Source organism: Phaeobacter sp. QD34_24, assembly GCF_028890115.1.
Lineage (GTDB): Bacteria > Pseudomonadota > Alphaproteobacteria > Rhodobacterales > Rhodobacteraceae > Phycobacter.
In genome coordinates this window covers 44,500-70,448 of sequence record NZ_JARCJD010000013.1, presented here as the reverse complement: position 1 = coordinate 70,448, position 25,949 = coordinate 44,500, and the positions used below count along the sequence as shown (strand labels likewise).

The 25,949-nt window shown below is 64.4% G+C and carries 24 protein-coding genes, 1 tRNA gene and 1 riboswitch; of the genes, 23 read left to right on the top strand and 2 right to left on the bottom strand.

Annotated features, from left to right (window positions below; translation table 11 throughout):
• The first annotated feature begins 85 nt into the window (after positions 1–85).
• From PXK07_RS12000 to glpD, 7 genes are all read left to right on the top strand, one after another.
• Positions 86–379: a (2Fe-2S)-binding protein gene (locus PXK07_RS12000; protein WP_274848544.1), complete on the top strand. Its 294-nt coding sequence runs from the start codon at positions 86–88 to the stop codon at positions 377–379.
• Positions 327–815: a bacterioferritin gene (gene bfr, locus PXK07_RS11995; protein ID WP_274848543.1), complete on the top strand. Its 489-nt coding sequence runs from the start codon at positions 327–329 to the stop codon at positions 813–815. The genes PXK07_RS12000 and bfr overlap by 53 nt, the downstream gene beginning before the upstream one ends.
• A gap of 55 nt (positions 816–870) precedes the next feature.
• Positions 871–2,343, top strand: coding sequence for a di-heme oxidoreductase family protein (locus tag PXK07_RS11990; protein WP_274848541.1), 1,473 nt, complete (start codon positions 871–873; stop codon positions 2,341–2,343).
• Positions 2,340–3,392 carry an imelysin family protein gene (locus tag PXK07_RS11985; RefSeq protein ID WP_274848540.1) on the top strand — a complete coding sequence of 351 codons (1,053 nt, stop codon included), beginning with the start codon at positions 2,340–2,342 and terminating at the stop codon, positions 3,390–3,392. The genes PXK07_RS11990 and PXK07_RS11985 overlap by 4 nt, the downstream gene beginning before the upstream one ends.
• 17 nt (positions 3,393–3,409) lie before the next feature.
• The gene (locus PXK07_RS11980; protein ID WP_274848539.1) at positions 3,410–4,489 is read left to right on the top strand and encodes a DUF1513 domain-containing protein; all 1,080 of its coding nucleotides are present in this window, start codon (positions 3,410–3,412) and stop codon (positions 4,487–4,489) included.
• Positions 4,490–4,675: 186 nt separating this feature from the next.
• Positions 4,676–5,476: a DeoR/GlpR family DNA-binding transcription regulator gene (locus PXK07_RS11975; RefSeq protein WP_274848538.1), complete on the top strand. Its 801-nt coding sequence runs from the start codon at positions 4,676–4,678 to the stop codon at positions 5,474–5,476.
• Positions 5,466–7,091, top strand: coding sequence for a glycerol-3-phosphate dehydrogenase (gene glpD, locus PXK07_RS11970; protein WP_274848537.1), 1,626 nt, complete (start codon positions 5,466–5,468; stop codon positions 7,089–7,091). Before PXK07_RS11975 ends, glpD begins: the two co-directional genes overlap by 11 nt.
• A gap of 46 nt (positions 7,092–7,137) precedes the next feature.
• Here glpD and cobO read toward each other — a convergent pair whose 3' ends face one another.
• A complete protein-coding gene (cobO, locus tag PXK07_RS11965) occupies positions 7,138–7,773 on the bottom strand; it encodes a cob(I)yrinic acid a,c-diamide adenosyltransferase (RefSeq protein WP_274848535.1) in 636 nt (211 codons plus the stop codon).
• A gap of 52 nt (positions 7,774–7,825) precedes the next feature.
• Positions 7,826–8,041: riboswitch (cobalamin riboswitch) on the top strand.
• Positions 8,042–8,146: 105 nt separating this feature from the next.
• Here cobO and PXK07_RS11960 point away from each other — a divergent pair.
• The 7 genes from PXK07_RS11960 to cobJ all read left to right on the top strand — a co-directional run bounded on the left by PXK07_RS11960 (position 8,147) and on the right by cobJ (position 16,267).
• Positions 8,147–8,569 (top strand): DUF1636 domain-containing protein, encoded by a 423-nt coding sequence (locus PXK07_RS11960; RefSeq protein ID WP_274848533.1) that lies wholly within the window; start codon positions 8,147–8,149, stop codon positions 8,567–8,569.
• A 3-nt stretch (positions 8,570–8,572) separates the two neighbouring features.
• Entirely contained in the window at positions 8,573–9,607 is a 1,035-nt protein-coding gene (gene cobW / locus PXK07_RS11955) for a cobalamin biosynthesis protein CobW (protein ID WP_274848532.1), read from the top strand.
• Positions 9,608–9,750: 143 nt separating this feature from the next.
• A complete protein-coding gene (gene cobN, locus PXK07_RS11950) occupies positions 9,751–12,999 on the top strand; it encodes a cobaltochelatase subunit CobN (protein ID WP_274848530.1) in 3,249 nt (1,082 codons plus the stop codon).
• Positions 12,996–14,156, top strand: a complete 1,161-nt coding sequence (gene cobG / locus PXK07_RS11945; protein ID WP_274848529.1) for a precorrin-3B synthase — start codon at positions 12,996–12,998, stop codon at positions 14,154–14,156. The genes cobN and cobG overlap by 4 nt, the downstream gene beginning before the upstream one ends.
• Position 14,157: 1 nt before the next feature.
• A complete protein-coding gene (locus tag PXK07_RS11940) occupies positions 14,158–14,787 on the top strand; it encodes a precorrin-8X methylmutase (RefSeq protein WP_274848528.1) in 630 nt (209 codons plus the stop codon).
• 2 nt (positions 14,788–14,789) lie between these two features.
• The gene (gene cobI, locus PXK07_RS11935) at positions 14,790–15,506 is read left to right on the top strand and encodes a precorrin-2 C(20)-methyltransferase (protein WP_274848527.1); all 717 of its coding nucleotides are present in this window, start codon (positions 14,790–14,792) and stop codon (positions 15,504–15,506) included.
• Positions 15,503–16,267 (top strand): precorrin-3B C(17)-methyltransferase, encoded by a 765-nt coding sequence (gene cobJ / locus PXK07_RS11930; RefSeq protein WP_274848526.1) that lies wholly within the window; start codon positions 15,503–15,505, stop codon positions 16,265–16,267. The genes cobI and cobJ overlap by 4 nt, the downstream gene beginning before the upstream one ends.
• On the opposite strand, the gene PXK07_RS11925 is transcribed toward cobJ, so the two are convergent.
• Complete coding sequence (locus PXK07_RS11925) at positions 16,231–17,004, bottom strand: cobalt-precorrin-6A reductase (protein ID WP_274848525.1); 774 nt, start codon at positions 17,002–17,004, stop codon at positions 16,231–16,233. The two genes, cobJ and PXK07_RS11925, sit on opposite strands and share 37 nt — an antisense overlap.
• Here PXK07_RS11925 and cbiE point away from each other — a divergent pair.
• From cbiE to PXK07_RS11880, 9 genes are all read left to right on the top strand, one after another.
• Entirely contained in the window at positions 17,003–18,202 is a 1,200-nt protein-coding gene (cbiE, locus tag PXK07_RS11920; protein WP_274848524.1) for a precorrin-6y C5,15-methyltransferase (decarboxylating) subunit CbiE, read from the top strand. The two genes, PXK07_RS11925 and cbiE, sit on opposite strands and share 2 nt — an antisense overlap.
• Positions 18,199–18,576, top strand: a complete 378-nt coding sequence (locus PXK07_RS11915) for a cobalamin biosynthesis protein (RefSeq protein ID WP_274848523.1) — start codon at positions 18,199–18,201, stop codon at positions 18,574–18,576. The genes cbiE and PXK07_RS11915 overlap by 4 nt, the downstream gene beginning before the upstream one ends.
• Positions 18,573–19,367, top strand: coding sequence for a precorrin-4 C(11)-methyltransferase (gene cobM, locus PXK07_RS11910; RefSeq protein ID WP_274848522.1), 795 nt, complete (start codon positions 18,573–18,575; stop codon positions 19,365–19,367). Before PXK07_RS11915 ends, cobM begins: the two co-directional genes overlap by 4 nt.
• The gene (locus PXK07_RS11905; RefSeq protein WP_274848521.1) at positions 19,360–20,694 is read left to right on the top strand and encodes a cobyrinate a,c-diamide synthase; all 1,335 of its coding nucleotides are present in this window, start codon (positions 19,360–19,362) and stop codon (positions 20,692–20,694) included. The genes cobM and PXK07_RS11905 overlap by 8 nt, the downstream gene beginning before the upstream one ends.
• Positions 20,691–21,422: a uroporphyrinogen-III C-methyltransferase gene (cobA, locus tag PXK07_RS11900; RefSeq protein ID WP_274848520.1), complete on the top strand. Its 732-nt coding sequence runs from the start codon at positions 20,691–20,693 to the stop codon at positions 21,420–21,422. The genes PXK07_RS11905 and cobA overlap by 4 nt, the downstream gene beginning before the upstream one ends.
• 52 nt (positions 21,423–21,474) lie before the next feature.
• Entirely contained in the window at positions 21,475–22,233 is a 759-nt protein-coding gene (gene cobF / locus PXK07_RS11895; protein ID WP_274848518.1) for a precorrin-6A synthase (deacetylating), read from the top strand.
• Between the two features lie 193 nt (positions 22,234–22,426).
• Positions 22,427–22,512 (top strand) — tRNA-Leu (locus PXK07_RS11890).
• Positions 22,513–22,972: 460 nt separating this feature from the next.
• A complete protein-coding gene (locus PXK07_RS11885) occupies positions 22,973–24,463 on the top strand; it encodes an alginate export family protein (RefSeq protein WP_274848517.1) in 1,491 nt (496 codons plus the stop codon).
• Positions 24,444–25,784: a serine hydrolase domain-containing protein gene (locus tag PXK07_RS11880; RefSeq protein ID WP_274848515.1), complete on the top strand. Its 1,341-nt coding sequence runs from the start codon at positions 24,444–24,446 to the stop codon at positions 25,782–25,784. Before PXK07_RS11885 ends, PXK07_RS11880 begins: the two co-directional genes overlap by 20 nt.
• Positions 25,785–25,949 lie beyond the last annotated feature (165 nt).

Here is a 25,949-nt window from a genome sequence, read left to right as displayed (position 1 = left end):
ATGACTGTTTTTGTCGGATATTTACACCCACCACCGAAGCCGCTCTGACCGGCCTCTCTGTCTGCCCCCTGCATGGACTGCGCGCATGATTGTCTGCCACTGCACCCAGATCACCGATCACGACATTCATGCCGCCATTGACTGGATGCGCACCAGCGATCCACAGACCATCATCACGCCTGGCAAGATCTATCACGCCCTTGGAAAAGCCGCCGACTGCGGCGGCTGCATGCCACTCTTCCTCGACACCATGCGTGGCAATGCTAAGGTGAATGTGCCTGCGCAGCTGCAGAATCTACGCACGCCACATAGACAGGAGATAAGCCATGAAGGGCGACCCAACAGTCATCGAATATCTCAACAAAGCCTTGCGCCATGAACTGACCGCAGTCAGCCAGTATTGGTTGCATTACCGGATGCAAGACGACTGGGGTCTTGGCAGCATGGCCAAGAAAAGCCGCGAAGAAAGCATCGAAGAGATGGAACACGCGGACAAGCTGATCGAGCGGATCCTGTTCCTGGGCGGTCATCCCAACCTGCAAAAGCTCGACCCGCTGCGCATCGGCCAGACACCCAAGGAAACCCTGGAATGCGATCTGGCGGCGGAAATCAGCGCCCGCGCGCTTTACAAGGAAGCCCGCGAAGCCTGCGATAAGGCGGGCGACTATGTCACCATGAAGCTGTTTGAGGCATTGATGGCCGATGAAGAAGGTCATATCGATTTCCTCGAAACCCAGCTGGAACTCCACGACCGCATCGGCGCCGAAAACTATGCACAACTCAACGCCACCAAGATGGAAGAGGCGGACGAATAACCTCTGTCTGGCTGCGATCCTGTTCGCAGCCAGCATCGCCGCCCCTGCCGGGGCGATGGACCTTGATCCGCTTTCCCTGGGCGATCCGCATCTGGACGTGATCCCCCGTACCGACGCCGAAACCGCCCGTATCCGGGAGGCCATTGCACCGCCAAGGGATTTCACCGCAGCAGAACCCTACGAAGACCGCCCTGCCGGGGCCGCAACCGTGCGCGCCCGCGGCGATGACGAGGCCTTTTCCCAACACTCCGCCAACCTCTCTTTCGAGCAGGAGCTCGAGTTCAAACTCGGCAATGGTCTGTTCAAGAAGATCTGGGTGTTCTCTCCGGCCTCCACCCGCGCCTCGGACGGGCTCGGCCCGCTCTATAATGCCCGGTCCTGCCAACGCTGCCATATCAAGGACGGGCGCGGCCATGTGCCAGAGGGACCGGAATATCGCTCTGCCGCCATGTTCCTGCGCATCTCGGTGCCGGGGCCGGTCCCCTCCGAACTGCAGGCGATCCGGGACTATATCGGCACCGCTCCCGATCCCACCTATGGCCGCCAGTTGCAGGATTTCTCTGCCCCCGGCATCGCTCCGGAATACCGGCTGGCCATCCAATACGAGGAGATCCCGGTCACGCTGAACGGCGGTGACACCGTGACCCTGCGCAAGCCCAGCTATCAGGCCACGCAATTGGGCTATGGCCCGCTGCACCCTCAGGCAAGACTGTCGCCACGGCTGGCGCCATCGATGATCGGCCTGGGCCTGTTGGAGGCCATCCCCACGGCCGATATCCTCGCCGCTGCCGACCCCGAGGACGCGGACGGCGACGGTATTTCCGGCCGCGCCAATCTGGTCTGGTCGCGGGAGTTTCAGCAGATCATGTTGGGGCGCTTTGGTCTCAAAGCCGGCATGGCCACGGTGCACGAACAATCCGCCGCCGCCTTTTCCGGCGATATCGGGATTTCGACGCCGCTTTTTCCCGCGGCCTGGGGCGACTGCACCGACCAGCAACACGACTGCCGCAGCGCTCCGCACGGAGATGGCGATGCGCGCGGCAGCGAGATCGACCAGCCGAACATGGATCTGGTCACCTTCTATGCCCGCAACCTGGCCGTGCCTGCCCGCCGCGCGCCTGAGGATCCACAGGTGCTGCGCGGAAAGTGGATCTTCCACGACAGCGGTTGCGCCAGCTGTCACAGACCGAAATTCGTCACCCATCGCCTGAACGACCGCCCCGAGCACAGTTTCCAGCTGATCTGGCCCTATAGCGATCTGCTGCTGCATGACATGGGCGATGGTCTGGCCGATCACAGCCCCGAGGCGCGCGCCACAGGGCGGGAATGGCGCACGCCGCCACTCTGGGGGATCGGGCTGACGCAGCAGGTCTCTGCCCGCGCCACCTTCCTGCACGATGGGCGTGCCCGCACCCTGCTGGAGGCGATCCTCTGGCATGGTGGCGAGGCCGAAGCCGCACGCGACCGCGTGATATCCCTAGCGCCCGATGCCCGGGCCGATCTTTTGCGTTTCCTGGAGAGCCTATGATGCGTCCCCCCCTGCCCCAGATCTCCCTGCCTCGGATGCCCGTGGCCCGCCTGCTCGTTGCGGCCCTGTCTGCTGCTCTGCTGCTGCCGCCCTCGATCTTGCGCGCCGACGTGGTCGCACAGGCGATCGATCAGCATATCCTGCCCGGATATGGCGCCCTGGTGGACACATCGGAGCAGTTGAGCGAAAGCGCAGCGCAAGACTGCGATCCGAACTCGGAACCGCTGCGCGCGGCCTATGGCGCCGCCTTTGATGCCTGGGTCCGCGTCAGCCACCTGCGCTTCGGCCCCAGCGAGACGGACAACCGTGCCTTTGCCCTGGCCTTCTGGCCCGACAGCCGTGGCAAGACCCCCAAGGCGCTTTATGCCCTGATCCGCGCAAACGACCCGATTGTGGCCGACCCCGATGCCTATTCCACCGTCTCGATCGCGGCGCGCGGCTTTTACGCGCTGGAGTTTCTTCTGTTCGACGCGGACATGCAGCAAACCGAAAGCGCCGCGTTCCGCTGCCAGCTGACCCGCGCCATCGCCCAAGACATCGCCGCAACCAGCCGCGCCATCCAGGAGGGTTGGATCGCTGACTATGCCGACAAGATGCGCAGCCCCCAGGATCGCTACCGCAGCGAGATCGAAGTCAAACAGGAGCTTTTCAAGGCCGTGAACACCGGCCTGGAGATCCTGATCGACATGCGCCTGGGCCGTCCGCTGGGCAGTTTTGACAAACCTCGCCCCAAACGCGCCGAGGCCTATCGCTCGGGCCGGTCCCTGCGTCATGTCCAGCTGTCCCTGCAGGCGCTGGAGGAATTGACGCTGATCCTGGCCCAGGAGGATCCGGAGCTGCAGGCGCAGCTTGCGACGAGCTTCACCAAGGTCCGCGCCCAGGCCGACCGGCTGGAGGATCCGGTCTTTGCCGGGGTGACGCAACCGGGGCCCAGACTGCGTATCGAGGCCCTGCAGCAAAGCATCCGCAACCTGCGCGAAACCGTCGGGCTGGAGCTTGGCCCGGCGCTGGGTGTCGAGGCGGGCTTCAATTCGCTCGACGGCGACTAAGCACAGGAGTACCCGCAATGCCTTCACGACGTGGATTTCTGGCAGGGCTTCTGGCGGCGGGCATGGCGCCTGCGGCCAGTTGGGCCGATCTTGGCTCACCGGCCTATCTTTCGGCCGGCAAAACTGCCGATGGACGCCACCTTCTGGCAGGCCTCGCCGAGGACGGAGAGATCCTGTTCACCCGCCCGCTGCCCGCCCGCGGCCATGCGGCGACCGCCCATCCCCACCGCCCCGAAGCGGTCGGCTTTGCCCGCCGCCCCGGTCGCTTTGCCGATGTGATCGACTGCCGCACCGGTGAACAGCTGTCGCGGCTGGAACCTCCGGCAGGTCATCATTTCTATGGGCACGGAGTGTTTACCGCCGATGGCAGCCTGCTGATGACCACCGAAAACGACTATGAGGCCGGGCGGGGCATCATCGGTGTTTGGGATGCCCGCGCAGACTACCGGCGCATTGGCAGTTTTGCCTCTGGCGGCACCGGGCCGCATGACATGCTGCTCAAGGCAGATGGCAGCGGGCTGGTGGTGGCCAATGGCGGCATCGAGACCCACCCCGACAGTGGCCGGGCCAAGCTGAACATTCCCACCATGCGCCCCAACCTCAGCTATCTGGATTTCGACGGAGCGATCACCGAGCAGGTCGAACTGGAACCGGAGCTGCACAAGAATTCGATCCGCCACCTGGCCATTCGGGCGGATGGCACGGTGGGGTTTGCCATGCAGTGGCAGGGGGATCTGGGCGCGGATGTGCCCATCGTTGGCCTGCATCGCCCGGGCATGTCCCCCCGCCTGATGGCCGAAGATGATCCGCGCCTGCGCAATCTCAACGGCTATGGCGGCTCGATCGCCTTTACCCCGGACGGGCGCCAGGTGGCGGTGACCTCGCCGCGGGGCAGCGTGATGCAGGTGTTCGACTGCGAAAGCGGCGAGATGAACGGCGAATACGGGCTGGCGGATGTCTGTGGCTTGGCGCAATCACGCGCGGGCCTGATTGCCAGTTCCGGCACCGGAAAGGTTGTCGAGCTTGTCCAGGGCCAGCTCAGACCGTTGCGCAGCGCCGCCCTGCGCTGGGACAATCACCTGATCCGGCTCAACTGACACGGCCACACTCCGATCACGCCAATCCTTGCCGCGCCGCTCCAAAACACCTTGGGGCGGCGCCTTTCCCTTGCGTCGGCAAAATGGGGAAAAACGCATAGGAACCATCAAAACGAAGTTTTTCGAAAATAAAGTGATGACATTTCGAAAATGAATCACTAGGTGGCACCCATGAAAGGAAAGCCCATGGATGCCACAACGCGCCAAAGTGAAATTGTCGACCTGTTGAACGAACAGGATCGCGTCGAGGTCGATGACCTTGCCAGGCGCTTTGGCGTCTCGGCGCAGACCGTGCGCGCGGATCTGCGGGATCTTTCGACCCGCGGAGCGTTGTCCCGCATCCACGGTGGCGCGGTTCGGATCAGCGCCGCCGCCAACCGTGCCTATGGCGACCGGCGCAAGCTCAATGCCGAGGGAAAGCAGGCCATGGCCGCCATCGCCGCAGAGGTAATCCCGGAAAACTGCTCGGTGACGCTGAATATCGGCACCTCCACAGAACAGGTGGCGCGCGCCCTGTCCGGCCATCGCGGCCTTACGGTTATATCGAACAATATCAATATTATAAACATGATGATGGGCGGCGAAAGCCGGGAGTTGATCCTGGTCGGCGGGGCGGTGCGGCAAAGCGATGGCGCCATCGTGGGCGAAGACGCGGTGGAATTCATCTCCCGCTACAAGGTGGATTTCGCGGTGATCGGCGCCTCGGCCATGGACGAGGACGGTGCCATCCTCGACCACGACGCCCGCGAGGTCTCCGTGGCCCGCGCAATCCTGAAAAACGCCCGCACCCGCGTCTTGGTCTGCGATCACGGCAAGTTCCAGCGCTCTGCCCCGGTGCGGATCTGCGATGTGGCGGATCTGGACCTCGTCATCACCGACGCCCCGGTGCCCGATGCCTTTGCCGAGGCCGCGCGCATGGCGGGAACCCGCATCCTGATCGCTGGCCAAAGCGAAAACGAAAACGAAAGCGACGAAAATGACGGATGACAAGATCACCGACCTGTTCATCATCGGCGGCGGCATCAACGGTTGCGGCATCGCGCGCGATGCGGCCGGGCGCGGCCTCACGGTGAGCCTTGCGGAAATGAACGACCTGGCCTCGGCCACCTCCTCGGCCTCGACCAAGCTGTTTCACGGGGGCTTGCGCTATCTTGAGTATTTCGAGTTGCGCCTGGTGCGCGAAGCCCTGATCGAACGCGAAGTCCTGTTGAAGGCGATGCCGCATATCTCCTGGCCGATGCGCTTTGTCTTGCCGTTTCATAGGGATATGCGCTTTGACAGCGAGACCCCCACCTCGCGGCTACTGACCTTGGTGATGCCCTGGATGAAGGGCCGCCGCCCGGCATGGCTGATCCGGCTGGGCCTGTTTCTCTATGATTCCTTGGGCAAGCGCGGCATCCTGCCGGGTACGGCCAAGCTGGACCTGACCCGCGACGCGGCGGGCCTGCCGCTGAAGGACAAGTTCAAAACCGCTTTTGAATATTCCGATTGCTGGGTGGAGGACACCCGTCTGGTGGTGCTGAACGCCCGTGATGCCCTGGCCCGCGGCGCCGAGATCATGACCCGCACCGAGGTTCTGGTGGCCGAACGCGCCGAAGATCACTGGGTCATCCATCTGAAGAACCACACCACCGGCGAGGTCTTCATCCGGCGCGCCAAGATGCTGGTCAATGCGGCAGGGCCCTGGGTTGCCGATGTGCTGAAACAGAAACTGGGACAGAACAGCCGCGAAGGGGTGCGCCTGGTGCGCGGCAGCCATATCGTGGTGCCAAAGCTTTATGAGCACAATCGCTGCTACTTCTTCCAGGGCACCGACGGGCGGATCATCTTTGCCATTCCCTATGAAGAGGATTTCACCCTGATCGGCACCACCGACGCCGATCACCCCGATCCCGGCACCGCGCCCAGCTGCACCCCCGAGGAACAGGACTACCTGATCGATTTTGCCTCGCAGTACTTCGAAAAACCGCTGCAGCGCGCGGATATCGTCTGGACCTATTCCGGCGTCCGCCCCCTTTATGATGATGGCGCCAGCTCGGCGACGGCGGCCACGCGGGAATATGTGCTGACGCTGGAAAAGGGCGCTGCACCGCTGCTGAACGTCTTTGGCGGCAAGATCACCACCTATCGCAAACTGGCCGAATCCGCGCTGAAAAAGATCGGCGAAGCCCTGCCGGGCGTGGGCCACAACTGGACGGCGGGGATCCCGCTGCCGGGCGGCGATTTCCCGGTTGGCGATGTTGTGAAACTGCAGGACCAGCTGAAAGCGGATTACCCCTTCCTGACCGCATATTGGGCGCGCCGCCTGATCCGTGCCTATGGCACCGAGGCGCGGCTGATCCTCGGCAATGCCAAGACGGCCGCCGCCCTGGGGCAGGATTTCGGCGCCACCATCACCGCGCGGGAGTTGGACTGGTCCATCGCCAACGAATGGACCCGAAGCGGCGAGGATTTCCTCTGGCGCCGCACCAAACTGGGCCTGCGCCTGGGCGAGTCCCAGCGCGCCGCAGTGGACGCCTACATCAAAGAGAAAACCGCGCCGCAGACAGACCCCGCACAGGCGGCAGATCCGGCGCGCGGGGACAGAACCGCTCTTGCATAGGCATCCGGGGCCGCGGCGACCAAGCTATTGAAACAGCTTAGTTCTGTCAGAACTCCACCCCCTTCTGCGCCTTAATCCCGGCGCGGAAGGGATGCTTGACCTGGCCCATCTCGGTGACCAAATCGGCGATCTCTATCAGCGCATCCTTGGCGTTGCGCCCGGTCAGCACCACATGGGTCATCGGCGGCTTCTGCTCGACCAGGAATGTCAGCACCTCGTCGAGGTCCAGATACTCATAGCGCAGCGCGATGTTAATCTCATCCAGCAGCACCATGGTATTGCGCTCATCCAGGATCATCTCCTTGGCCTTGTCCCAGCCTGCGCGGGCGGCGGCGATATCACGCGCCTTGTCCTGGGTCTCCCAGGTAAAGCCCTCACCCATGGCGTAGAACTGGCAGAGATCACCGAAATGCTCTTCGATCAATGTGCGCTCGCCGGTCTGCCAGCCCCCCTTGATGAACTGCACCACGGCGCAGGGCATCTGATGGGCGATGCACCGCATGATCATGCCGAATCCCGAGCTGGATTTGCCTTTTCCGGGGCCGGTATGGACGATGATCAGCCCCTTTTCGCCCTCCTTGGTGGCCATCATGCGGTCGCGGGCCGCCTTGATCTTGGCCATCTTTGACGCGTGCCGTGCCGCTTCCTCTTCGGAAATGCCGTTATCGGACTTTTGGCTCACCGGGTGCCCTCCTGCTCTGTGGCCCCATGTCTTGACAAGGAAGCCCCCAATAGCGCAAGGGGATTTTGTTGGTTCCTGCGCAAGCAGGCGAAGAGGGAATGTGACACGGCCATCTGGCCCAAGCACAGCCGCCCCCGCGACCGTGACCGGAGAGGTCTCCATGCCACTGGGTAAAACCGGGAAGGCCGGAGCACCGAAAAGGCCCCGCACATCTGTGTCGGCCTTGAGATCCGCAAGCCGGGAGACCTGCCAACGAATTTGATCAACGGGCGGACGGGGTGTTTCCGCGACCGGTTGAGAGCCGATGCAGCAGTGCGGCTCCCTTCTGGCCCTTCCCCGTCTGTCGAACGGACCGCGAAGGAGCCGCCGGACCATGGCCAAGGATACTTCAGACTGCCCCTCCCCGGCACAGGCACCGGTGCTCTTGACCGTCTGCACCACCTGCAGGCGCGACGGCGTCGATCCGGAAGCCCCCCGCCCCGGCGCCCTGCTGCTGCAGGCCCTGAGTGGAACCGACCTGCCCCAGGGTGTCTCGGTGCGCGGCGTCGAATGCCTGTCGGCCTGCAAGCGCGGCTGCGCGATGATCCTGAGCGGCGGCGCGACCCGCTGGAGCTACATCTACGGCGATCTGGACCCCGATCAGCATCTTGCCGAAATCCTTGAAGGCGCTGCCGCCTATGCCGCGACCGAGGATGGCCTGGTGCCCTGGCGTGAGCGCCCGCAGGTCTTTCGCAAACAATCCATTGCCCGCATCCCCCCGGCGCCCCTGCCGGACGACAGCCCCTCGCAGGAGTAACCGATGAGCGATCTGAGCAAAATCCCCGTCACCGTGATCACCGGCTTTCTGGGCGCGGGCAAGACCACGCTGATCCGCCACCTGATGCAGAACCCGCAAGGCAAGCGTCTGGCGGTGCTGGTCAATGAATTTGGCACCGCCGGGGTGGATGGCGACATCCTGAAATCCTGCGCCGATGAGAACTGTCCCGAAAACAACATCGTGGAACTGGCCAACGGCTGCATCTGCTGCACCGTGGCCGATGATTTCATCCCCACCATCGAGGCGCTGATGGCCCTGCCGGAAACGCCCGAGCATATCCTCATCGAAACCTCCGGTCTCGCGCTGCCGAAACCTCTGCTCAAGGCCTTTGACTGGCCCGCGATCCGCTCCCGCATCACCGTGGACGGGGTGATTGCCCTCGCGGATGCCGAGGCCGTCGCCGCAGGCCAGTTCGCGCCCGATCTTGAAGCCGTGCAGGCCCAGCGCGAGGCGGATGACAGCCTCGATCACGAAACGCCTCTGTCGGAGGTCTTCGAGGATCAGATTGCCTGTGCCGATATCGTGCTGCTCTCCAAGGCGGATCTGGCCGGAGAAGTCGGCCTGGCCAAGGCCCGCGCCGTGATCGAGGCCGAAGCCCCCCGCAGCCTGCCGATCCTGCCGATGAGCGAAGGGGTGATCGATCCCCGCGTCATTCTGGGGCTCGGCGCCGCCGCCGAGGATGATCTTGATGCCCGCCCCAGCCACCACGACGGGCACCATGACCACGAACATGACGATTTTCACTCCATCGTGGTTGAACTGGGTGAAGTCTCCGATCCCCAGGACCTGCAGGATCGCATCGTCAACATGGCCCGCAGCCGAAAGATCCTGCGCGTGAAGGGCTATGTCGCGGTAGAGGGAAAGCCGATGCGCATGCTGGTGCAGGCCGTGGGCGAACGCCTGCGCGCCCAATACGATCAGCCCTGGGGCGCCCAGCCGCGCAAGACCCAGCTGGTGGTCATCGCCGAACATGACGCTATCGACGTCGCGGGCATCCACGCAGATCTAGGAGCCTGACCACTATGCGAGAGAGCTCCGGCATTCACAGGGACATGTCCCGGCTGACAGGCCGGGACACGCCCGACCTCCCCCCCGGGAGGGCGCATGACGCCCCCCCGAGGCCGGTCGCGCCCCCTAGTGCTTTGGCACGGAGCTGACCCATGCATGTCGTCTTTCGCGAAAGCCACGGGCTGGAGGAAACCGATACACCCTTTGATGTCGGGCAGGATCCGGCGGATCTGATCGTCCTGTCTTTTTCCGACAGCGACCTTGGCGCCTTTGCCGCAGGCTGGCACCGGGCCAAGGGCAAACTGCCCTCCTGCCGCCTGGCCAATCTGGTGGCGCTGAAACACCCCCTTTCGGTGGACACCTACACCGAGAAAACGCTGCAAGGCGCCAAGGGCATTCTGGTGCGCCTCATCGGTGGCGAAAGCTACTGGTCCTACGGGCTTGCCACCCTGCAGGATGTGGCCCGGCGCAAGGGCATTGCCCTGGCCATCCTGCCCGCCGACGGGCGCGAAGATCCGCGCCTGGACGAGCTGTCGACCCTGCCGGTCTCGACCCTCCGGCGCCTGCAGGCGCTGTGTGATGCCGGTGGCGCCGTCGCCGCCCAGGCCGCCCTGGCGCAGCTCGCGCTGGCGGCGGGGCTTTATGCGGCGCCTGTTCCCGGTCTCAAGACCACACCGGAATATGGATATTACGACCCCGCGCGCGGGGTGATCGCAGAGCTGCCGCAAGACGACAAACCATTGGTCCTTGTCAGCTTCTACCGCTCCTACCTGACGGCCGCAGACACTGCGCCAGTCGATGCGCTGCTCACCGAGCTGCGCAAGCGCGGCTATGCCGCTTACGGCGCCTTTGCCACCAGCCTCAAGACCGCAGCGGCAGCGGATTGGCTGCGTGAGGCACTCCCCCGCCTCTCTCCTGCTGCCATCCTCAACGCCACCGCCTTTTCGGCGCAAGGCTCCGATGGCCGCCCCTCGCCGCTCAGCGTGACGGGCTGCCCGGTGTTCCAGGTGGCGCTGTCCACCGCCCGGCGCAAGGACTGGGCCGAGGCCGCCCGCGGTCTCTCGCCTGCCGACCTTGCGATGCATGTGGTGCTGCCCGAGGTGGATGGCCGCGTCATGGCTGGTGTCATCAGCTTCAAGGCCCCGGCCACGAAGGACACGGACCTTCAGTATTCCCGCTTTGCCCATCGCGCCGATCCCGATCGCATCCGCGCCGCCGTGGATCGGGTCGACGGCTGGCTGCGCCTTTCACGCTTGCCGGATCAGGACAAACGGCTGGCGCTGGTGCTCTCCACCTATCCGGGCCGCGACTACAATATCGCCCATGCCGTCGGCCTTGATGCGCTGGCCTCGTGCGAGACACTGCTGGGCGCGCTGGCCGATCAGGGCTACGATGTGACGCCCCAACGAAACCTTGGTGCCCGCCTCGGGGTAGAGCGGCTTTCCCTGCCGCTGGAAGACTACCAGGCTGCGCTGCGGGCGCTTCCCGAAGAGCTGCAAGACGATCTTTTGTCCGCCTGGGGCGCCCCCGAGGAGGATCCGGATTTCAGCGGCAATGCCTTCCATTTCAAGGCCCTCACCGCAGGCAAGGCGATCGTCACCCTGCAGCCCGAACGGGGCGAGGTCAGGACCCGCGTCGATGACTACCACGATCTGGACCGCACGCCGCGCCATGCTTATGTGGCCTTCTATCTCTGGCTTCAGCAGCAGGCGGATGCCCTGGTCCATATCGGCGCCCATGGAACGCTGGAATGGCTGCCCGGCAAGGCGGTTGCTCTTTCGGGTACCTGCTGGCCCGAGGCCCTGACCGGTGCCCTTCCAGTGATCTACCCCTTCATCGTCAACGACCCCGGTGAGGCAGCACAGGCCAAGCGGCGCATCAGCGGCGTGACCATCGGCCACCTGCCTCCGCCGCTGGCTGAGACCACCCTGCCCGCAGGCATGGCGCGGCTCGAAAGCCTGCTTGATGAATACTCCACCGCCGACGGGCTCGATCCCGCCCGCCGCGACCGGCTGATCGAGGATATCCGCGCCGAGGCGCAGGGCACCGGCGTCGAGGCCGACCTTGGCCTCACGCCCGATTGTTCCGCTGCCGAGGCGATTACCCGCATCGACGCCTTCGTCTGTGACATCAAGGAAAGCCAGTACGGCGAGGGCCTGCATGTCTTTGGCACCGGCCAATGCGGCCCGCAGGAAATTGCCGGGGTGATGGGCGCGCTCTCGGGGCGGCTGGTGGCGCCCGGTCCCTCTGGCTCTCCGTTTCGCGGGCGCTCGGACGTGATCCCCACCGGGCGCAACCTCTTTACCACCGACCCACGGGCGGTGCCCTCGCGGGCGGCGCATGCGCAAGGGGTCAAGCTGGCGGAAGAGCTGCTGCGCCGCCATCTTCAGGACCACGGCGACTGGCCCAAGGGGCTGGTGATCGATCTCTGGGGGTCAGCCACCATGCGCACCGCGGGCGAGGAATTCGCCATGGCACTGCACCTGGCGGGATTGGCGCCGAAATGGGACGAAGGATCGGACCGGGTCTCGGGGTTCGAGGTACTGCCGCACTCACTGCTGAACCGCCCGCGCATCGATGTGACCTTACGCGTCTCGGGCCTGTTTCGCGACGTCTTTCCCGGCCTTGCGCAGATGTTCGAAGCCGCTGCCGCCGCCCTGGCCAAGCGGGAAGAGACTGCCACCGACAACCCCTATCTGGCCGCTACCCCGCGCGTCTTCGGCCCCAAGCCCGGCCAATATGGCCTCTCCATGGGCGCGCATCTGGATGACTATTCGCAAGATGCCCGCATGGCGGCAGGCGAGGCTTGGCTCAATGCCTCCTCCCATGCCATCGACGCCAAGGGCGAGATTGCCGAGGCCCGCGAGGCCCTTGAACACCGCCTGAAGGGCGCCGACAGTTTTGTGCATCTTCAGGATCTGCCGGAAACCGATCTTCTGATCGCATCAGATTACGCCGCGCATGAGGCGGGCTTTGCCGCCGCCATGGCAAGGCTCGGCCAGACGGCGCCTGCCCTCTATCATCTGGACGCCACCCGCCCCGATGCGCCCAAGGCACGCTCGCTTGGTGAGGAAATCGCCCGCGTCACCCGTGCCCGCGCCGCCAACCCGGATTGGGCCACGTCGATGATGCGGCATGGCTTTCGCGGCGGTGCCGAGATTGCCGCAACGCTGGATCACATGGCCGCCTTTGCCCATCTGGCACAGGCGGTTCCTCCGCATTTGTTTGACCTCTACTTCGAGGCCACTCTGGGCCGTGAAGATCTCGTGGAGTTTCTGCGGCGCGAAAACCCGGCGGCCCTTGTCGCCCTGCAGGACCGCTTCCGCGCCCTGGCAGAGGCCGGTCTCTGGGTCACCCGCCGCAACTCGATCCTCGCCGCGCTGGAGAGCGGCGTGACATGAGCGGTGCGCCCAAAACATACGGGTGGTGCCCCGGTGCCCTGCGCCCGATGATGTCGGGCGATGGGTTGGTGGTCCGCCTGCGTGCCCCCATGGGACGACTCAGCCCCGAACAGGCGCGCGGCGTGGCCGACCTCTCCGAAAGCCACGGCAACGGGCTCTTGGATCTGTCGGCCCGCGCCAATCTGCAGATGCGCGGCATCCCGGAGGAAGGCCACGCGGCCCTGCTTGACGGCCTGCGCGATCTGAAGCTGCTGGACCGGGACGAGGCGGCAGAGTCGCGGCGCAATATCATGCTCACGCCCTTCTGGAGCGGGGGCGACAGCAGCGCGCGCATTGCCCGTGATCTGGAAAAGGCACTGACCCGGGCAACAGATCTGAAACTGCCCGGAAAATTCGGCTTCGCCGTGGACTGCGGCCCCACTCCGGTCCTGCGTGACGCTGCCGCCGACATCCGCATCGAACGAGGGCCGTCCGGACTGTTCCTGCGCCCGGACGGTGCCGCATCCGGCCTGCCGGTGTGCCAGGAGACAGCCGCAACCGAAGCCCTGAAACTGGCGCACTGGTTCCTGGAGACGGGCGGCGCCCCGAATGGGCGCGGGCGCATGAAGGCGCATCTGGCCAAGGGCACAGCACTGCCACAGAGCTACCGGGAAAGCCCCCTGGGCACCGGGCCTCACCCAGCCCCCGGAGCAACGTCCCGAGGATATATGGTCGCCTTTGAGTTCGGTCAGATCTCGGCATCCAGCTTGAAACACCTGGCCGACCAGGGCGCCCTGCGTCTCACCCCCTGGCGTATGCTGCTGGTGGAAGGCGCCTCTCAGATGGCGCCCCTGCCCGGCCTGATCCTGGAGGCCACGGATCCGCGCCTGCGGGTCTCCGCCTGCACCGGGGCGCCCGGCTGCCTGCAGGCGCTTTCCGCCACCCGCGATCTGGCCCGCGATCTGGCGCCGCATGTGCCGGAAGGCGCACACCTCCATGTCTCGGGTTGTGCCAAGGGCTGCGCCCATCCCGGCCCTGCGCCCCTCACCCTCACCGCAACCGGCCATGACACATTCACCCTGATCCGCAACGCCACCGCCGCGGATCAACCGCTAGAACCCCCACTGAGCGCCCGCAGCCTGCGTGCCGCTCCCGAACGTCTGACAGAGGGCAGCTGACATGCTCCACGCTTACGAAACCGACGGCGCCAAGATCTATGCCGAAAGCTTTGCCACCATCCGCGCCGAGGCCGATCTCGACCGGTTCACCCGCGATGAGGAAAGCGTCGCCGTGCGCATGATCCATGCCGCAGGTATGGTCGGCCTCGAAGAGCATATCCGCTTTTCCCCCGGCATGGCCGAAACCGCCCGTGCAGCACTGGCGGCAGGGGCACCGATCCTCTGTGATGCCTATATGGTCAGCGAGGGCATCACCCGCCCGCGCCTGCCCGCGGGGAACGCGGTGATCTGCACCCTGCGCGACCCCAAGGTGCCGGACATGGCCAGGGAGATGGGCAACACCCGCTCCGCCGCCGCGCTGGAACTGTGGCGGCCGAGCCTTGACGGCGCGCTGGTCGCCATCGGCAATGCCCCGACCGCGCTGTTTCACCTTCTCAACATGCTGAAGGATCCCGCCTGCCCCCGCCCTGCCGCCATCATCGGCTGCCCGGTGGGGTTTGTCGGGGCCATGGAATCGAAGGAGGCGCTGATGCAGGACCCGCCGGTGCCATCGATGATCGTGCGGGGGCGTCTTGGCGGCTCCGCCATTACCGTGGCCGCGGTCAACGCGCTTGCCAGCTGGAAAGAGTGATCATGGGCAAGGTTATCTGCGCAGGGCTGGGCCCCGGCGACCCCGATCTGATGAGCGTGAAATCGCTCCGGGCCATCTCAGGCGCCCGCCACATCGCCTATTTCCGCAAGGCTGGCCGCAGGGGCCAGGCTCGCGCCATCGTCGATGACCTGCTGCCCGATGGTGTGCAGGAACACGCGATGGAATATCCGGTCACGACTGAAATCCATTTCTCCGACCCCGAATACAACCGCATCCTCTCCGCTTTCTACGATGACTGGGCCGACCGGCTGGAAGAGATCACCCGCAGCGATGACGTGGTCGTGCTCTGCGAGGGCGACCCCTTCCTATACGGCTCTTTCATGCACCTGCACAGCCGCCTTCAGACCCGCGCCGAGGTGGAGATCATTCCCGGCATCACCGGCATGTCCGGCTGCTGGACCGCCACCGATCAGCCGATCACCTGGGGTGATGACGTGCTGACCGTCGCCATGGCCACCCTCAGCGAAGAAGAGCTGACGGAACGCGCCCGCGGAACCGATGCGCTGGTGGTGATGAAGATCGGCCGCAACCTGCCGAAACTGCGCCGCGCGCTGGCAGCGGCGGGCAAGCTCGACGCCGCCTGGCTGGTGGAACGCGGCACCATGGCCGGCCAAAGCGTGCAGAAGCTGACGGATGTGACCGGTGATGTGCCCTATTTCTCCATTGTTCTGGTGCACGGACAGGGGCGCCGCCCATGACCGATCAAGCGAAGACCGGATGGGTGGTGATTGCAGGCCTTGGCCCCGGTGACGAGGCTCTGGTCACGCAGGAAGTGCGGGACGCCATCAACGCCGCGACTGATATCGTCGGCTACATCCCTTACGTGAAACGCATCGCACCGCGCGACGGTTTGACCCTTCATGCCTCCGACAACCGGGTGGAATTGGACCGCGCCACCCATGCGCTGGAGATGGCCGCTGCGGGGCGGCGCGTTGTCGTGGTCTCCTCAGGCGATCCCGGCGTCTTTGCCATGGCCTCGGCCGTGTTCGAGGCGCTGGAAGCCGGACCCAAGGATTACCTGGATCTGGATATCCGCGTCCTGCCCGGCATCACCGCCATGCTGGCCGCAGCGGCCCAGATCGGCGCGCCCCTGGGGCATGATTTCGCGGCGATCAACCTTTCCGACAACCTCAAACCCTGGTCGCTGATCGAAACCCGCCTGCGCGCGGCAGGTGAAGCGGGCTTTGCCATGGCGTTCTACAATCCGCGCTCCAAATCGCGCCCGCATCAGTTCGCCCGCGCGCTGGACATCCTGCGCGAGGCCTGCGGCGGCGACACGCTGATCAGCTTTGCCCGCGACGTGACCAAGCCGACGCAGGAGATCACCACCGTGGCCCTGAAGGAGGCAACGCCCGAGATGGCGGATATGCGCACCATGGTGATCGTCGGCAATCGCGACACACGCGCCATCGGGCGGTTTGTCTACACACCCCGTTCCGCAGCAGGGGCCACCTCGTGATGAGCGCCGCCCCGAAGCCAGCTCATGACCTCTGCCACCGTGGCCAGCACCCGGCGCTGCGGCACCTCGGGGCGTGCGATCATGATCACCGGCAGGCCAAGGTCGCGGGCCGCCTCCACCTTGGCGGCCGCGCCGCTGCCGCCGGCGTTCTTGGACACCACATGGGTGATGCCATGGGCCCGCATCAGCGCCCTGTCGCCCGCCGCATCAAAAGGTCCGCGCGCGATCTCCACGCTTGTATCCGGCAGGGGCAGCGCAGCCTCGGGCGGGTCCACCAGCCGCAGCAAATAGTGGTTTTCGGGTTTCCCGGCAAAGGCTGCCAGGTTCTGCTTGCCGATCGCCAGGAACACCCGCGCGCCCGCATCCGGCAGCGCCGCGGCGGCCTCGGCCAGGCTGTCCACATGGCGCCAGTCATCGCCCGCCTGCGCCTGCCAGGCGGGGCGTTCCAGCGCACAGAGCTCCACCCCGGCCAGATCACAGGCATAGACCGCATTGGCGCTCATCTGCGCGGCAAAGGGATGGGTTGCATCGATCACATGGGTGATCCCCTCGGACTGAAGATAGCCCGCCAGACCCTCCGCCCCGCCGAAGCCGCCAACGCGCAGGGGCAGTGGCTGGGCAATGGGCCGCGCCGTGCGCCCCGCGTAGGAAAACACCGCCTCGAGGTCGGCCTCGGCAAGAGCCGTGGCAAGGCGCGAGGCTTCGGTTGTGCCGCCCAAAAGCAGGATGCGCATCATGTCTGATCCCCAAATGATCCCCTGGCTGACGCTTGTCGGCCTTGGCGAAGATGGCCCGGCCGGGCTGAGGGATGCAAGCCGGAAAGCCCTGGCAGAGGCGGAGGTGATCTTTGGCGGTCCCCGCCATCTGGAACTGGTTCAGGCGCGGGCACGCGGAGCGCCCTGGCCGGTGCCGTTTTCGGTTGAACCTGTGCTGGCGGCGCGCGGGCGGCGCGTGGTGGTTCTCGCCTCGGGCGATCCTTTCTGGCATGGCGCGGGCGGATCGCTGGTCTCGCATCTGCGCCCCGGTGAATGGGTCTCTCACCCCGCGCCTTCGTGCTTTGCCCTTGCCGCCAATGTCCTTGGCTGGAAGCTGGAAGAGACGCTTTGCCTTGGCCTGCATGCGGCGCCGTTCGAACGGCTGACCCCGGTTCTGACCAAAGACGTCCGTATCATCTGCACCCTGCGCGATGGCGCGTCCCCGGCTGCCCTGGCCGAATGGCTCACAGGCCAAGGCTTCGGCGCACCAGAGATCACGGTGATGGAGGCCCTGGGCGGCCCACGCCAACGCATCCGCAGTCAGCGCGCCGAGGCCTTTGATCTGAGTGACATCACGGCTCCGGTGGTTGCCGCACTGACGGTTACAGGTGCCACGGGACTGCCCCGCGCCAGCGGCTTGCCTGACGATCTGTTCCACAGCGACGGGCAGATCACCAAACGCCCCATCCGTGCCCTGACCCTGTCGGCTCTGGCCCCGCGTGCGGGGGAGCTGCTCTGGGACATCGGCGGCGGCTCCGGCTCCGTCTCTGTCGAATGGTGCCTTGCCGCGCCCGGCACCCGGGCGATCACCTTTGAGCCCCGCGCGGACCGGATCGCCAATATCCGCGCCAATGCGGAGTGTTTCGGGATCGAGCATCGGATGAAACCAGTCCTGGGCCGCGCACCCGAGGTACTGGATGGATTCGAGATACCCGATTGCGTCTTCATTGGCGGCGGCGGGTCGCAAGCACTGCTGGATCATCTCTGGGCCTTGCTGCCGCAGGGCACGCGCATCGTCGCCAATGGCGTGACGCTGGAAACCGAGGCGTTGTTGATGCAAGCCCATGCCACACGCGGCGGCCATCTCCTGAAGGTCGAAATCGCCGAGGCCGCACCGCTTGGCTCCATGCGCGGCTGGGAGCGCGCCCGCCCGGTCATCCAGTGGAGCGTGACGCGATGAAGGTGGTCGGCTTCGGATTTTGCCAAGAGGCCACCGTCGCAAACCTGCGTGCTGCGCTGGCATTGACCGGCCAGCGCCCCGATGCGCTCGCCTCGATCACCGCCAAGGCCAATGCGCCTGCCCTGCGCACCCTGGCTGCCGAGATGAACCTGCCCGTGATCGCCCTGCCCGAAGTGGCCCTGCACGGCACCCCGACCCTCACCCACTCCCCCCGCATCCTGGCCCTTTTTGGCACCGGATCGCTGGCCGAAGCCGCCGCCCTTCAGGGCGCATGCCACGGCAGCGAAAGTGCTACCGCGCGCCTATTGGCCCCCCGTGTTGTCACCGCAGATGGGATCGCCACTGCGGCCATAGCTGAAAGACTGACCCCATGACCGTTCACTTCATTGGCGCAGGCCCCGGTGCCGCCGATCTCATTACCCTGCGCGGGCGCGACCTGATCGCCGCCTGTCCCGTCTGCCTTTATGCCGGCTCGCTGGTGCCCGAGGCGCTGCTGCAGCACTGCCCGGAGGGCGCCAGGATCGTCAACACCGCCTCCCTGTCGCTGGACGAGATAATGGCCGAGATCAAAGCCGCCCATGCGGCCGGTCACGATGTGGCGCGGCTCCATTCCGGCGACCTGTCGGTCTGGTCCGCCATGGGGGAGCAGCTGCGCCGCCTGCGCGATATGGGCATTCCCTATGATGTGACTCCGGGCGTGCCCGCCTTTGCCGCCAGCGCCGCCGCCCTTGGCGCCGAGCTGACCCTGCCGGGGGTTGCGCAATCGCTGGTGCTGACGCGCACCTCGGGGCGGGCGTCTTCGATGCCCGAGGGGGAAACGCTGGAGAATTTCGCCCGTACCGGGGCAACCCTGGCCATTCACCTGTCGGTGCATGTGCTCGACGACGTGGTGGCCCGGCTGACCCCCGCCTACGGCGCAGACTGCCCGGTGGCCGTGGTCTGGCGCGCGTCATGGCCGGATCAGAAGATCATCAAGGCGACCCTTGGCACATTGATCGACGCCACAGATGGTGCGCGCGGACGCACCGCACTGATCCTGGTTGGCCATGCGCTTGGCGCCGAGGACTTCGACGAAAGCTGCCTTTACGCGCAGGATTATGATCGGCGTTACCGCCCCCAAAGTGCCGACAGCCAATGGGCCGGATGGAGCGAAGGCGATGACTGAGACAGCGCAGAATGCTTCCTATCCGCCGGGCCTGATGATCTCGGCGCCTGCCTCGGGCACGGGCAAGACCACTGTGATGCTGGGCCTGTTGCGCGCATTGGCCGAGGATGGCCTTGCGGTTCAACCCTTCAAGAGCGGCCCGGACTACATCGATCCCGCCTTTCATCGGGCCGCCGCCGGGCGCGCCTCTTTCAACCTCGATACTTGGGCCATGGATGGCGGCCTTTTGGATGCCGTGGCCGGGCAGGCAAGCGATGAGCAGATCTGCATCGGTGAAGGGTCCATGGGGCTTTACGATGGCGTGGCGACAGGCGGGCAAAGCGGCTTTGGCTCCTCCGCCGAAACCGCAAAACGCATGGGCTGGCCGGTGGTGCTGGTCGTAGACGTGGGCGGTCAGGCGCAGTCGGCAGCGGCCACCGCGCTGGGGTTTCGCGCCTATGATCCCGATCTGCCCTTTGCCGGTGTGATCCTGAACCGCGTTGCCAGCCCGCGCCACGAAAGGCTGACCCGGCTGGGGATGGAGCGCGCAGGAATACCGGTTCTCGGCTGCCTGCCCCGGCGTGGCGACCTGACCCTGCCGGAGCGCCATCTGGGTCTCATTCAGGCGGTGGAACATCCTGACCTTGAAACCGCGATTGCAGGCTATGCCGCCTTCCTGCGCGAAAACGTCGATCTTGAGGCGATCAAAGCCGCCGCCCGCGCGGGGGCTGCGCCCGCCCCGGCGAACCTGCCGAAGCCGCCGGCCCAGCGCATTGCGCTCGCACGGGATGCGGCGTTCTCCTTTGCCTACCCGCATCTTCTGGAAGGCTGGCGCAGGGCGGGGGCCGAGATCCTGCCGTTTTCGCCGCTCGCCGATGAAGCCCCTGCGGCGGATGCCGATCTGGTCTGGTTGCCGGGTGGCTACCCCGAGCTGCACGGCAGCACACTGGCCGCGGCTGAGACTTTCCGTGCGGCCCTGCGCAAACACGCCGAGACCCGCCCCGTGCATGGGGAGTGCGGCGGCTACATGGCCCTGGGTGAGGCGCTGATCGACAAGGACGGCACCCATCACCAGATGGCGGGGCTGTTGGGGCTGGTGACATCTTACGAGACGCGCAAGTTCCATCTCGGCTATCGCCGCGCCATTCTTCAGGCGCCGATGCCGGGGTTTGCGACCGGAACCGCCCTGCGCGGGCACGAGTTCCATTACTCCACCATCCTTGAGGATCCCGACGCGCCGCTGGCCAATGTGATGGATGCCGATGGCAATGCGGTGGCGGAAACCGGATCGGTGCGCGGTCATGTGACCGGCACCTTCTTCCACCTGATCACCGGAGAACAGCCATGAGCGGATTTGTCAGTTTCGTCTCCTCCGGCCCCGGCGACCCCGAGCTGCTGACCGTCAAGGCGGTGAACCGCTTGCAGGCGGCGGATGCGGTGCTGTTCGACGATCTCTCCTCGGGGCCGATCCTGAGCCATGCCCGCAAGGACGCCGATCTGGTGGGCGTCGGCAAGCGCGCCGGGCGCCCCTCCCCGCGGCAGGACCATGTGAGCCAGCTTCTGGTGGACTATGCCTCCACCGGTGCCCATGTGGTGCGGCTGAAATCCGGAGATTGCGGCATCTTTGGACGGCTGGAGGAGGAGATCACCGCCCTGCGGCAAGCCGGTATCGGCTTTGAGATCGTCCCCGGCGTGACCGCTGCCTCGGCTGCGGCAGCCGCTGCCAGCATCCCCCTGACCCGGCGTCTGACCGCGCGGCGCCTGCAGTTCATCACCGGCCATGACGTGACAGGCGGCCTGCCCGAAGACCTGAACATGGCTGCCCTCGCCGATCCCGAAGCGACCACGGTGGTCTATATGGGCAAACGCACCTTCGCCGCCCTGGCCGAACGCCTGCTGGAGGCCGGGCTGCCGCCGGACACCCATGCATTGGTGGCGCTTGGCGTCTCCACGCCCGAGCAATCCCTGGCCTGTCATACCTTGGGTAAACTGCCCGAAGCCCTGCGCAAGATGGACACGAAAGCCCCCGTTCTGATCCTCTACGGGCCGCTTGCGGATGAGGATCTACCCCGATGACAACCGCCTGCCTCCCCGTCGGCGCGGGGATCACATCTGCCGAGGTCCCAGAATGATTGATCTGACCCTTGTCGGCATCGGCACCGGCAATCCCAAGCACCTGACCCTTGAGGCGATCGAGGCGCTGAATGGGCTGGACCTGATCCTGATCCCCAACAAGGGGGCGGGAAAGGACGATCTGGCCGCGCTGCGCCATGCGATCTGCGATCAGGTGATCCGCCAACCGGGACCACGCCTTGCCGAATTCGACCTGCCCCGTCGCGACGCGCAGAATCCAGATTATCGACAGGGTGTGGAGGACTGGCACGATGCCATAGCCCGGGTCTGGGAAGAGAGTATTCGCAGCCAGCTGCCACGGGGCGGAAAGGCCGGCTTCCTGGTCTGGGGCGATCCCTCGCTTTACGACAGCACCATGCGCATCGCGGGCCGATTGCAAGCCCGCACCCAGGTTGCCCTGCGTATCATTCCAGGCATCACCTCGATCCAGGCGCTGACCGCGGCCCATGGCATTCCGCTGAACCAGATCGGCGCCCCGGTCAGCATCACCACCGGACGACAACTGCGCGCCACAGGCTGGCCGGACAGCGCCGATACGCTGGTGATCATGCTGGACGGAGACTGCAGCTTCCAGAGCATCGACCCCAAGGGCGTACACATCTGGTGGTCCGCCTATGTCGGCATGGAGAATGAAATCTCCATGTCGGGTGAACTGGAGGAAATCGCCGGGCAGATCATCGAGACCCGCGCCAAGGCCCGTGCCGCTCATGGCTGGATCATGGACATCTACATCCTGCGACGCCCCGCGCGTTAGCCCCCCTTTGAGCGAGCGCAGGCGGTTCACCTCTGGCTCCAATCCCTTTTACCTCAACAAAGAGCCGCTGATTGGCTGCTCTTTGCCCGCCAATGCCCTTGTGTCTGCGCGAAATTCTTTCTACCACTCAATGTGTTGCAACCCGCCGCAACTTCCAGTTTGACGGAAATGCGGCTGCGCGACAACGCCGGATGCGGGCGTGATGGAATGGTAGACATATCAGACTTAAAATCTGAAGGGCCTATGCCCGTGTGGGTTCGAGTCCCACCGCCCGCACCAACTATCGACCGATTTCCCAATGAAAACAACGATCGAATAAATCTGAGTATTCTCTGTCCCCCCAATGTGTCCCCCAAGCGTATCACATACCCCGGATTCGGTTTCCCAAAGGAGTTTCCAGACCCGGGACAGCATGATCCCCCCCTGCGTCCATGGCATGTGTTCTGAGCGACAGTGTTTTCAGGCACGGCCAAATCACCAATTTTGAGATCGTTGAAATGCGAGACCCAATCGGTCAGCAGAAGGCCACTCCCCAGCCCAAGGCGGACACACAGTTCTTGGTTCGAGCAGCATCCGATGCCCAACCTTCCCTCCTTGCGTTGCGGATTCGAAGTCAATGGACATCCTGTTCAATCTCTGAACGTGCAGCGATAGCGGTTTTGAATGTTTGAGACCTAAACTGATCTCGATACCGACCGCGGCAGAGGCGTTTCACGAAGCATTCGAGGGTCGATCATAAATGCTGGCCATGGACGTATTCCGCACTATCGTTTGCCTAGGGGATTTCTTCTCAAGGGGGGGGCTTATGAGATCCTATTGCAAGGTTTGCATCACTACTGCCACTTTCTGCGTTGCGATGGCGGCATCAGCGGAAGAACGTGATCCACTGCTGCTCTACGATAACGGAACTCTCAAGGCGCGCGGGCACATGCAATTCGGTCTCAACGCAGTCGCCGAAAACAACCTGTTTTGGGATCTCGCTGCGACCACCGCTCCGGGCAGTGGCTTCAACCCCGACACTGACTGGCTTGAAGGCTACATCAAGCCCGGTCTCAGCTTCGCGTACCAAACCGACAGTGGCGCGGTTTTCTACGGCAAGCTGTCGGCGGTGGCGTCTTACACTTGGGGAACCGATGCCTTTGACAGGGGCAACATCGGTGCCACGACACTTGAGGAAGCATACCTCGCCTTTCGAGGAAGCTTCGGGACGGGGGGAAGCTATGATCTGTCTCTTGGAGCACGTGAGCTGACCCTTGGCACGGGGATGTTGATCGCAAATGGCGCGACGAGCGGATTTGAACGGGGGGCGCTGAAGTTCGGTCCACGCAAGGCCTGGGAAAGGGCCGCAATCGGACGGCTCTCCAATGGCCGCATGACCGGGATACTGTTCTTTCTCGATCCGAACGAACTTCCGTCGACAGATGGGGACAACGCACTGGCGGGTTTCGACCTGCGCTACGATGATCCGGCGGGCGGCTTTATCGGCGCGACATATGTTGATGTGCTGCGCTCCAACTCCCCATACCCGCAGGCCGCCCCGGGTGGCATAGGGCCACCGAGCGTGACACCCGGTGCTCGCGAGGGAACCCGAACCCTCGGCTTCTACGGGAAAACGAATCCATTCACCGGCGGTTTTGAAAACTGGAATTTCACCGGTGACGTCGCATACCAATGGAACGAAAGGATAGACCTGAACGCCTGGGCAGGACGCGTAACGGCCGGATATAGTTTTAAAAACCTGCCATGGTCACCCTCCCTTACCTTGGGCTACCAGAGTTTTTCTGGCGACGATCCGAACACGACAAAACTCGAGCGGTTCGATCCGCTCTACTATCAAGGCAGCCCAAGCGCCTGGGCAACGGGATCGAAGTCTGCATCAACCTTTATCAATTCGAACGTGAATGCTGTCACAGTAACGTTTCAGGTCAAGCCGAGGCAGCAGGATACCTGGACGTTTCGATATGCGCATATTCGGGCAAATGAGTTGAATAGCCCCATCCAGTTTGGGCAAGCCACGCGAGTGGATGTAAACGGAAACGTTGTGTCCGGTGTCACTGACAGTCACCTCGCCGATGACCTGTTTGTCGAATACAGCCGCATCATCAACCGCAACACGTTTTTAACAGCAGGGGTATCGGTCTCATTCCCCGGCGCAGGGATCGACAAGGTCATCGGCGCCAGCGCAGGCCCATGGACAGGAGGTTTTATCAATGTCGTCGTCAATTTCTAAACTCTTGGCAGCGGTTACACGGGGAGCCATCGTCCTTGGAATGGCAACAGGCGCGCAGGCACAATCCGCGCCGCTTTCAGCACAGGAGACAGACCCAAATGTGATGGGGTGGATGCAAGGCTTCCCACCGCCCGCCGAGAAAGTGATCACCCAGCCTGATAGCGTCTATTTCAGTTTCCCGCGGCTGCGCTGGTCGGTTTGCCATTTGCGGGAATTTCTGCCCACCGAAGAGATTAGCCGCGGCATCGGGGCACCTGCCCCCCTGGACTATCCGTCCCCGTCCAGTTTCGCCGAGCTCAGGGAGCAGATTGACGCGATTACCTTCACTCCACAAAACAGCGACGCCAAGATGACCTGGGAAGAGTCGCTTTATGCCAACTACACTGACGGCATGTTGATTCTACACAGGGGCAAGGTCGTTTACGAACGCTACTTCGGCTGTCTCAAGGAGGACGGCAAGCATGCGATCATGTCGATGACCAAGTCTTTCACGGGCCTCTTGGCAGAGATCATGGTGGTCGAAGGAACGCTCGACGACACCGCTTTGGTGCGCGACATCATTCCCGAAATCGGCGATAGCGCCTTTGCGACGGCCACCGTTCGGCAGGTCATGGACATGACCACGGGCGTGAAATACTCCGAGAACTACTCTGATCCCAACGCCGATATCTGGCTCTATTCCGCCGCCGCCAGCCCCCTGCCCAAGCCTGCCGACTACCAGGGCCCGAACGGGTATTGGGAGTATCTTCAGCAAGTCAAGCCAGAGGGTATCCACGGCGAGGCGTTCCACTACAAGACCATCAATTCAGACATGCTCGGGTGGATCATCAGCCGTGTGTCGGGGAAGTCGGTGACCGAGCTTGCCTCCGATCGCCTGTGGCGCCGCATGGGGGCGGAACAGGATGCATACCAAACGGTCGACGGCAAGGGAGTGCCGTTCGCGGGGGGAGGCATCACCGCAGGCCTTCGCGATCTTGCGCGTTTGGGGCAACTGATGCTGAACGAAGGCGCACTCAATGGGCAACGTCTGTTCCCGGCCGAAGTTGTCGAGAGGATCAGCGCCGGAGGAGACCGTTCCAAGTTCGGCGATGGTTTCCCCACCTTTGGAGCGGGCAGCTACACGAGCCAATGGTGGGTTCTTCACAATGACCACGGTGCCTATGCGGCCCGAGGGGTCCATGGTCAGACGATATATGTCGATCCGACTGCCGAAATGGTGCTGGTGCGACTGGCGTCCTTCCCCAAGGCACAGAACGGCTTTATCGATCCGACATCGCTGCCCGCCTATCAAGCAGTGGCGGAGTACCTGTTGGCAAGATAGTCGCCACCGCGCGTCCAGATCACAGCGAAACGTGTCGCCATCCACCAATCGCTTCAAGGGGCAAATCCGGTGGCCGGATATCGATGGGCCCTGGTTCGCTCCGGGCTTGGCTCCCATGGGCCAGTCCCCGAACGAAGACCCCCAGGACAATGCTGCCCTGGGGGA

Bases quoted from the DNA above. Each gene is read 5' to 3' on its own strand.
- PXK07_RS11960 (WP_274848533.1), top strand. From the start codon at position 8,147: ATGGCCAAGGATACTTCAGACTGCCCCTCCCCGGCACAGGCACCGGTG.
- PXK07_RS11975 (WP_274848538.1), top strand. From the start codon at position 4,676: ATGGATGCCACAACGCGCCAAAGTGAAATTGTCGACCTGTTGAACGAA.
- PXK07_RS11905 (WP_274848521.1), top strand. From the start codon at position 19,360: ATGACTGAGACAGCGCAGAATGCTTCCTATCCGCCGGGCCTGATGATC.
- cbiE (WP_274848524.1), top strand. From the start codon at position 17,003: ATGTCTGATCCCCAAATGATCCCCTGGCTGACGCTTGTCGGCCTTGGC.
- PXK07_RS11880 (WP_274848515.1), top strand. From the start codon at position 24,444: ATGTCGTCGTCAATTTCTAAACTCTTGGCAGCGGTTACACGGGGAGCC.
- PXK07_RS12000 (WP_274848544.1), top strand. From the start codon at position 86: ATGATTGTCTGCCACTGCACCCAGATCACCGATCACGACATTCATGCC.
- PXK07_RS11885 (WP_274848517.1), top strand. From the start codon at position 22,973: ATGCTGGCCATGGACGTATTCCGCACTATCGTTTGCCTAGGGGATTTC.
- cobJ (WP_274848526.1), top strand. From the start codon at position 15,503: ATGACCGATCAAGCGAAGACCGGATGGGTGGTGATTGCAGGCCTTGGC.
- PXK07_RS11980 (WP_274848539.1), top strand. From the start codon at position 3,410: ATGCCTTCACGACGTGGATTTCTGGCAGGGCTTCTGGCGGCGGGCATG.
- glpD (WP_274848537.1), top strand. From the start codon at position 5,466: ATGACGGATGACAAGATCACCGACCTGTTCATCATCGGCGGCGGCATC.
- cobW (WP_274848532.1), top strand. From the start codon at position 8,573: ATGAGCGATCTGAGCAAAATCCCCGTCACCGTGATCACCGGCTTTCTG.
- cobA (WP_274848520.1), top strand. From the start codon at position 20,691: ATGAGCGGATTTGTCAGTTTCGTCTCCTCCGGCCCCGGCGACCCCGAG.
- cobG (WP_274848529.1), top strand. From the start codon at position 12,996: ATGAGCGGTGCGCCCAAAACATACGGGTGGTGCCCCGGTGCCCTGCGC.
- PXK07_RS11940 (WP_274848528.1), top strand. From the start codon at position 14,158: ATGCTCCACGCTTACGAAACCGACGGCGCCAAGATCTATGCCGAAAGC.
- PXK07_RS11915 (WP_274848523.1), top strand. From the start codon at position 18,199: ATGAAGGTGGTCGGCTTCGGATTTTGCCAAGAGGCCACCGTCGCAAAC.
- cobI (WP_274848527.1), top strand. From the start codon at position 14,790: ATGGGCAAGGTTATCTGCGCAGGGCTGGGCCCCGGCGACCCCGATCTG.
- cobF (WP_274848518.1), top strand. From the start codon at position 21,475: ATGATTGATCTGACCCTTGTCGGCATCGGCACCGGCAATCCCAAGCAC.
- cobN (WP_274848530.1), top strand. From the start codon at position 9,751: ATGCATGTCGTCTTTCGCGAAAGCCACGGGCTGGAGGAAACCGATACA.
- PXK07_RS11990 (WP_274848541.1), top strand. From the start codon at position 871: ATGGACCTTGATCCGCTTTCCCTGGGCGATCCGCATCTGGACGTGATC.
- bfr (WP_274848543.1), top strand. From the start codon at position 327: ATGAAGGGCGACCCAACAGTCATCGAATATCTCAACAAAGCCTTGCGC.
- PXK07_RS11985 (WP_274848540.1), top strand. From the start codon at position 2,340: ATGATGCGTCCCCCCCTGCCCCAGATCTCCCTGCCTCGGATGCCCGTG.
- PXK07_RS11925 (WP_274848525.1), bottom strand. From the start codon at position 17,004: ATGATGCGCATCCTGCTTTTGGGCGGCACAACCGAAGCCTCGCGCCTT.
- cobM (WP_274848522.1), top strand. From the start codon at position 18,573: ATGACCGTTCACTTCATTGGCGCAGGCCCCGGTGCCGCCGATCTCATT.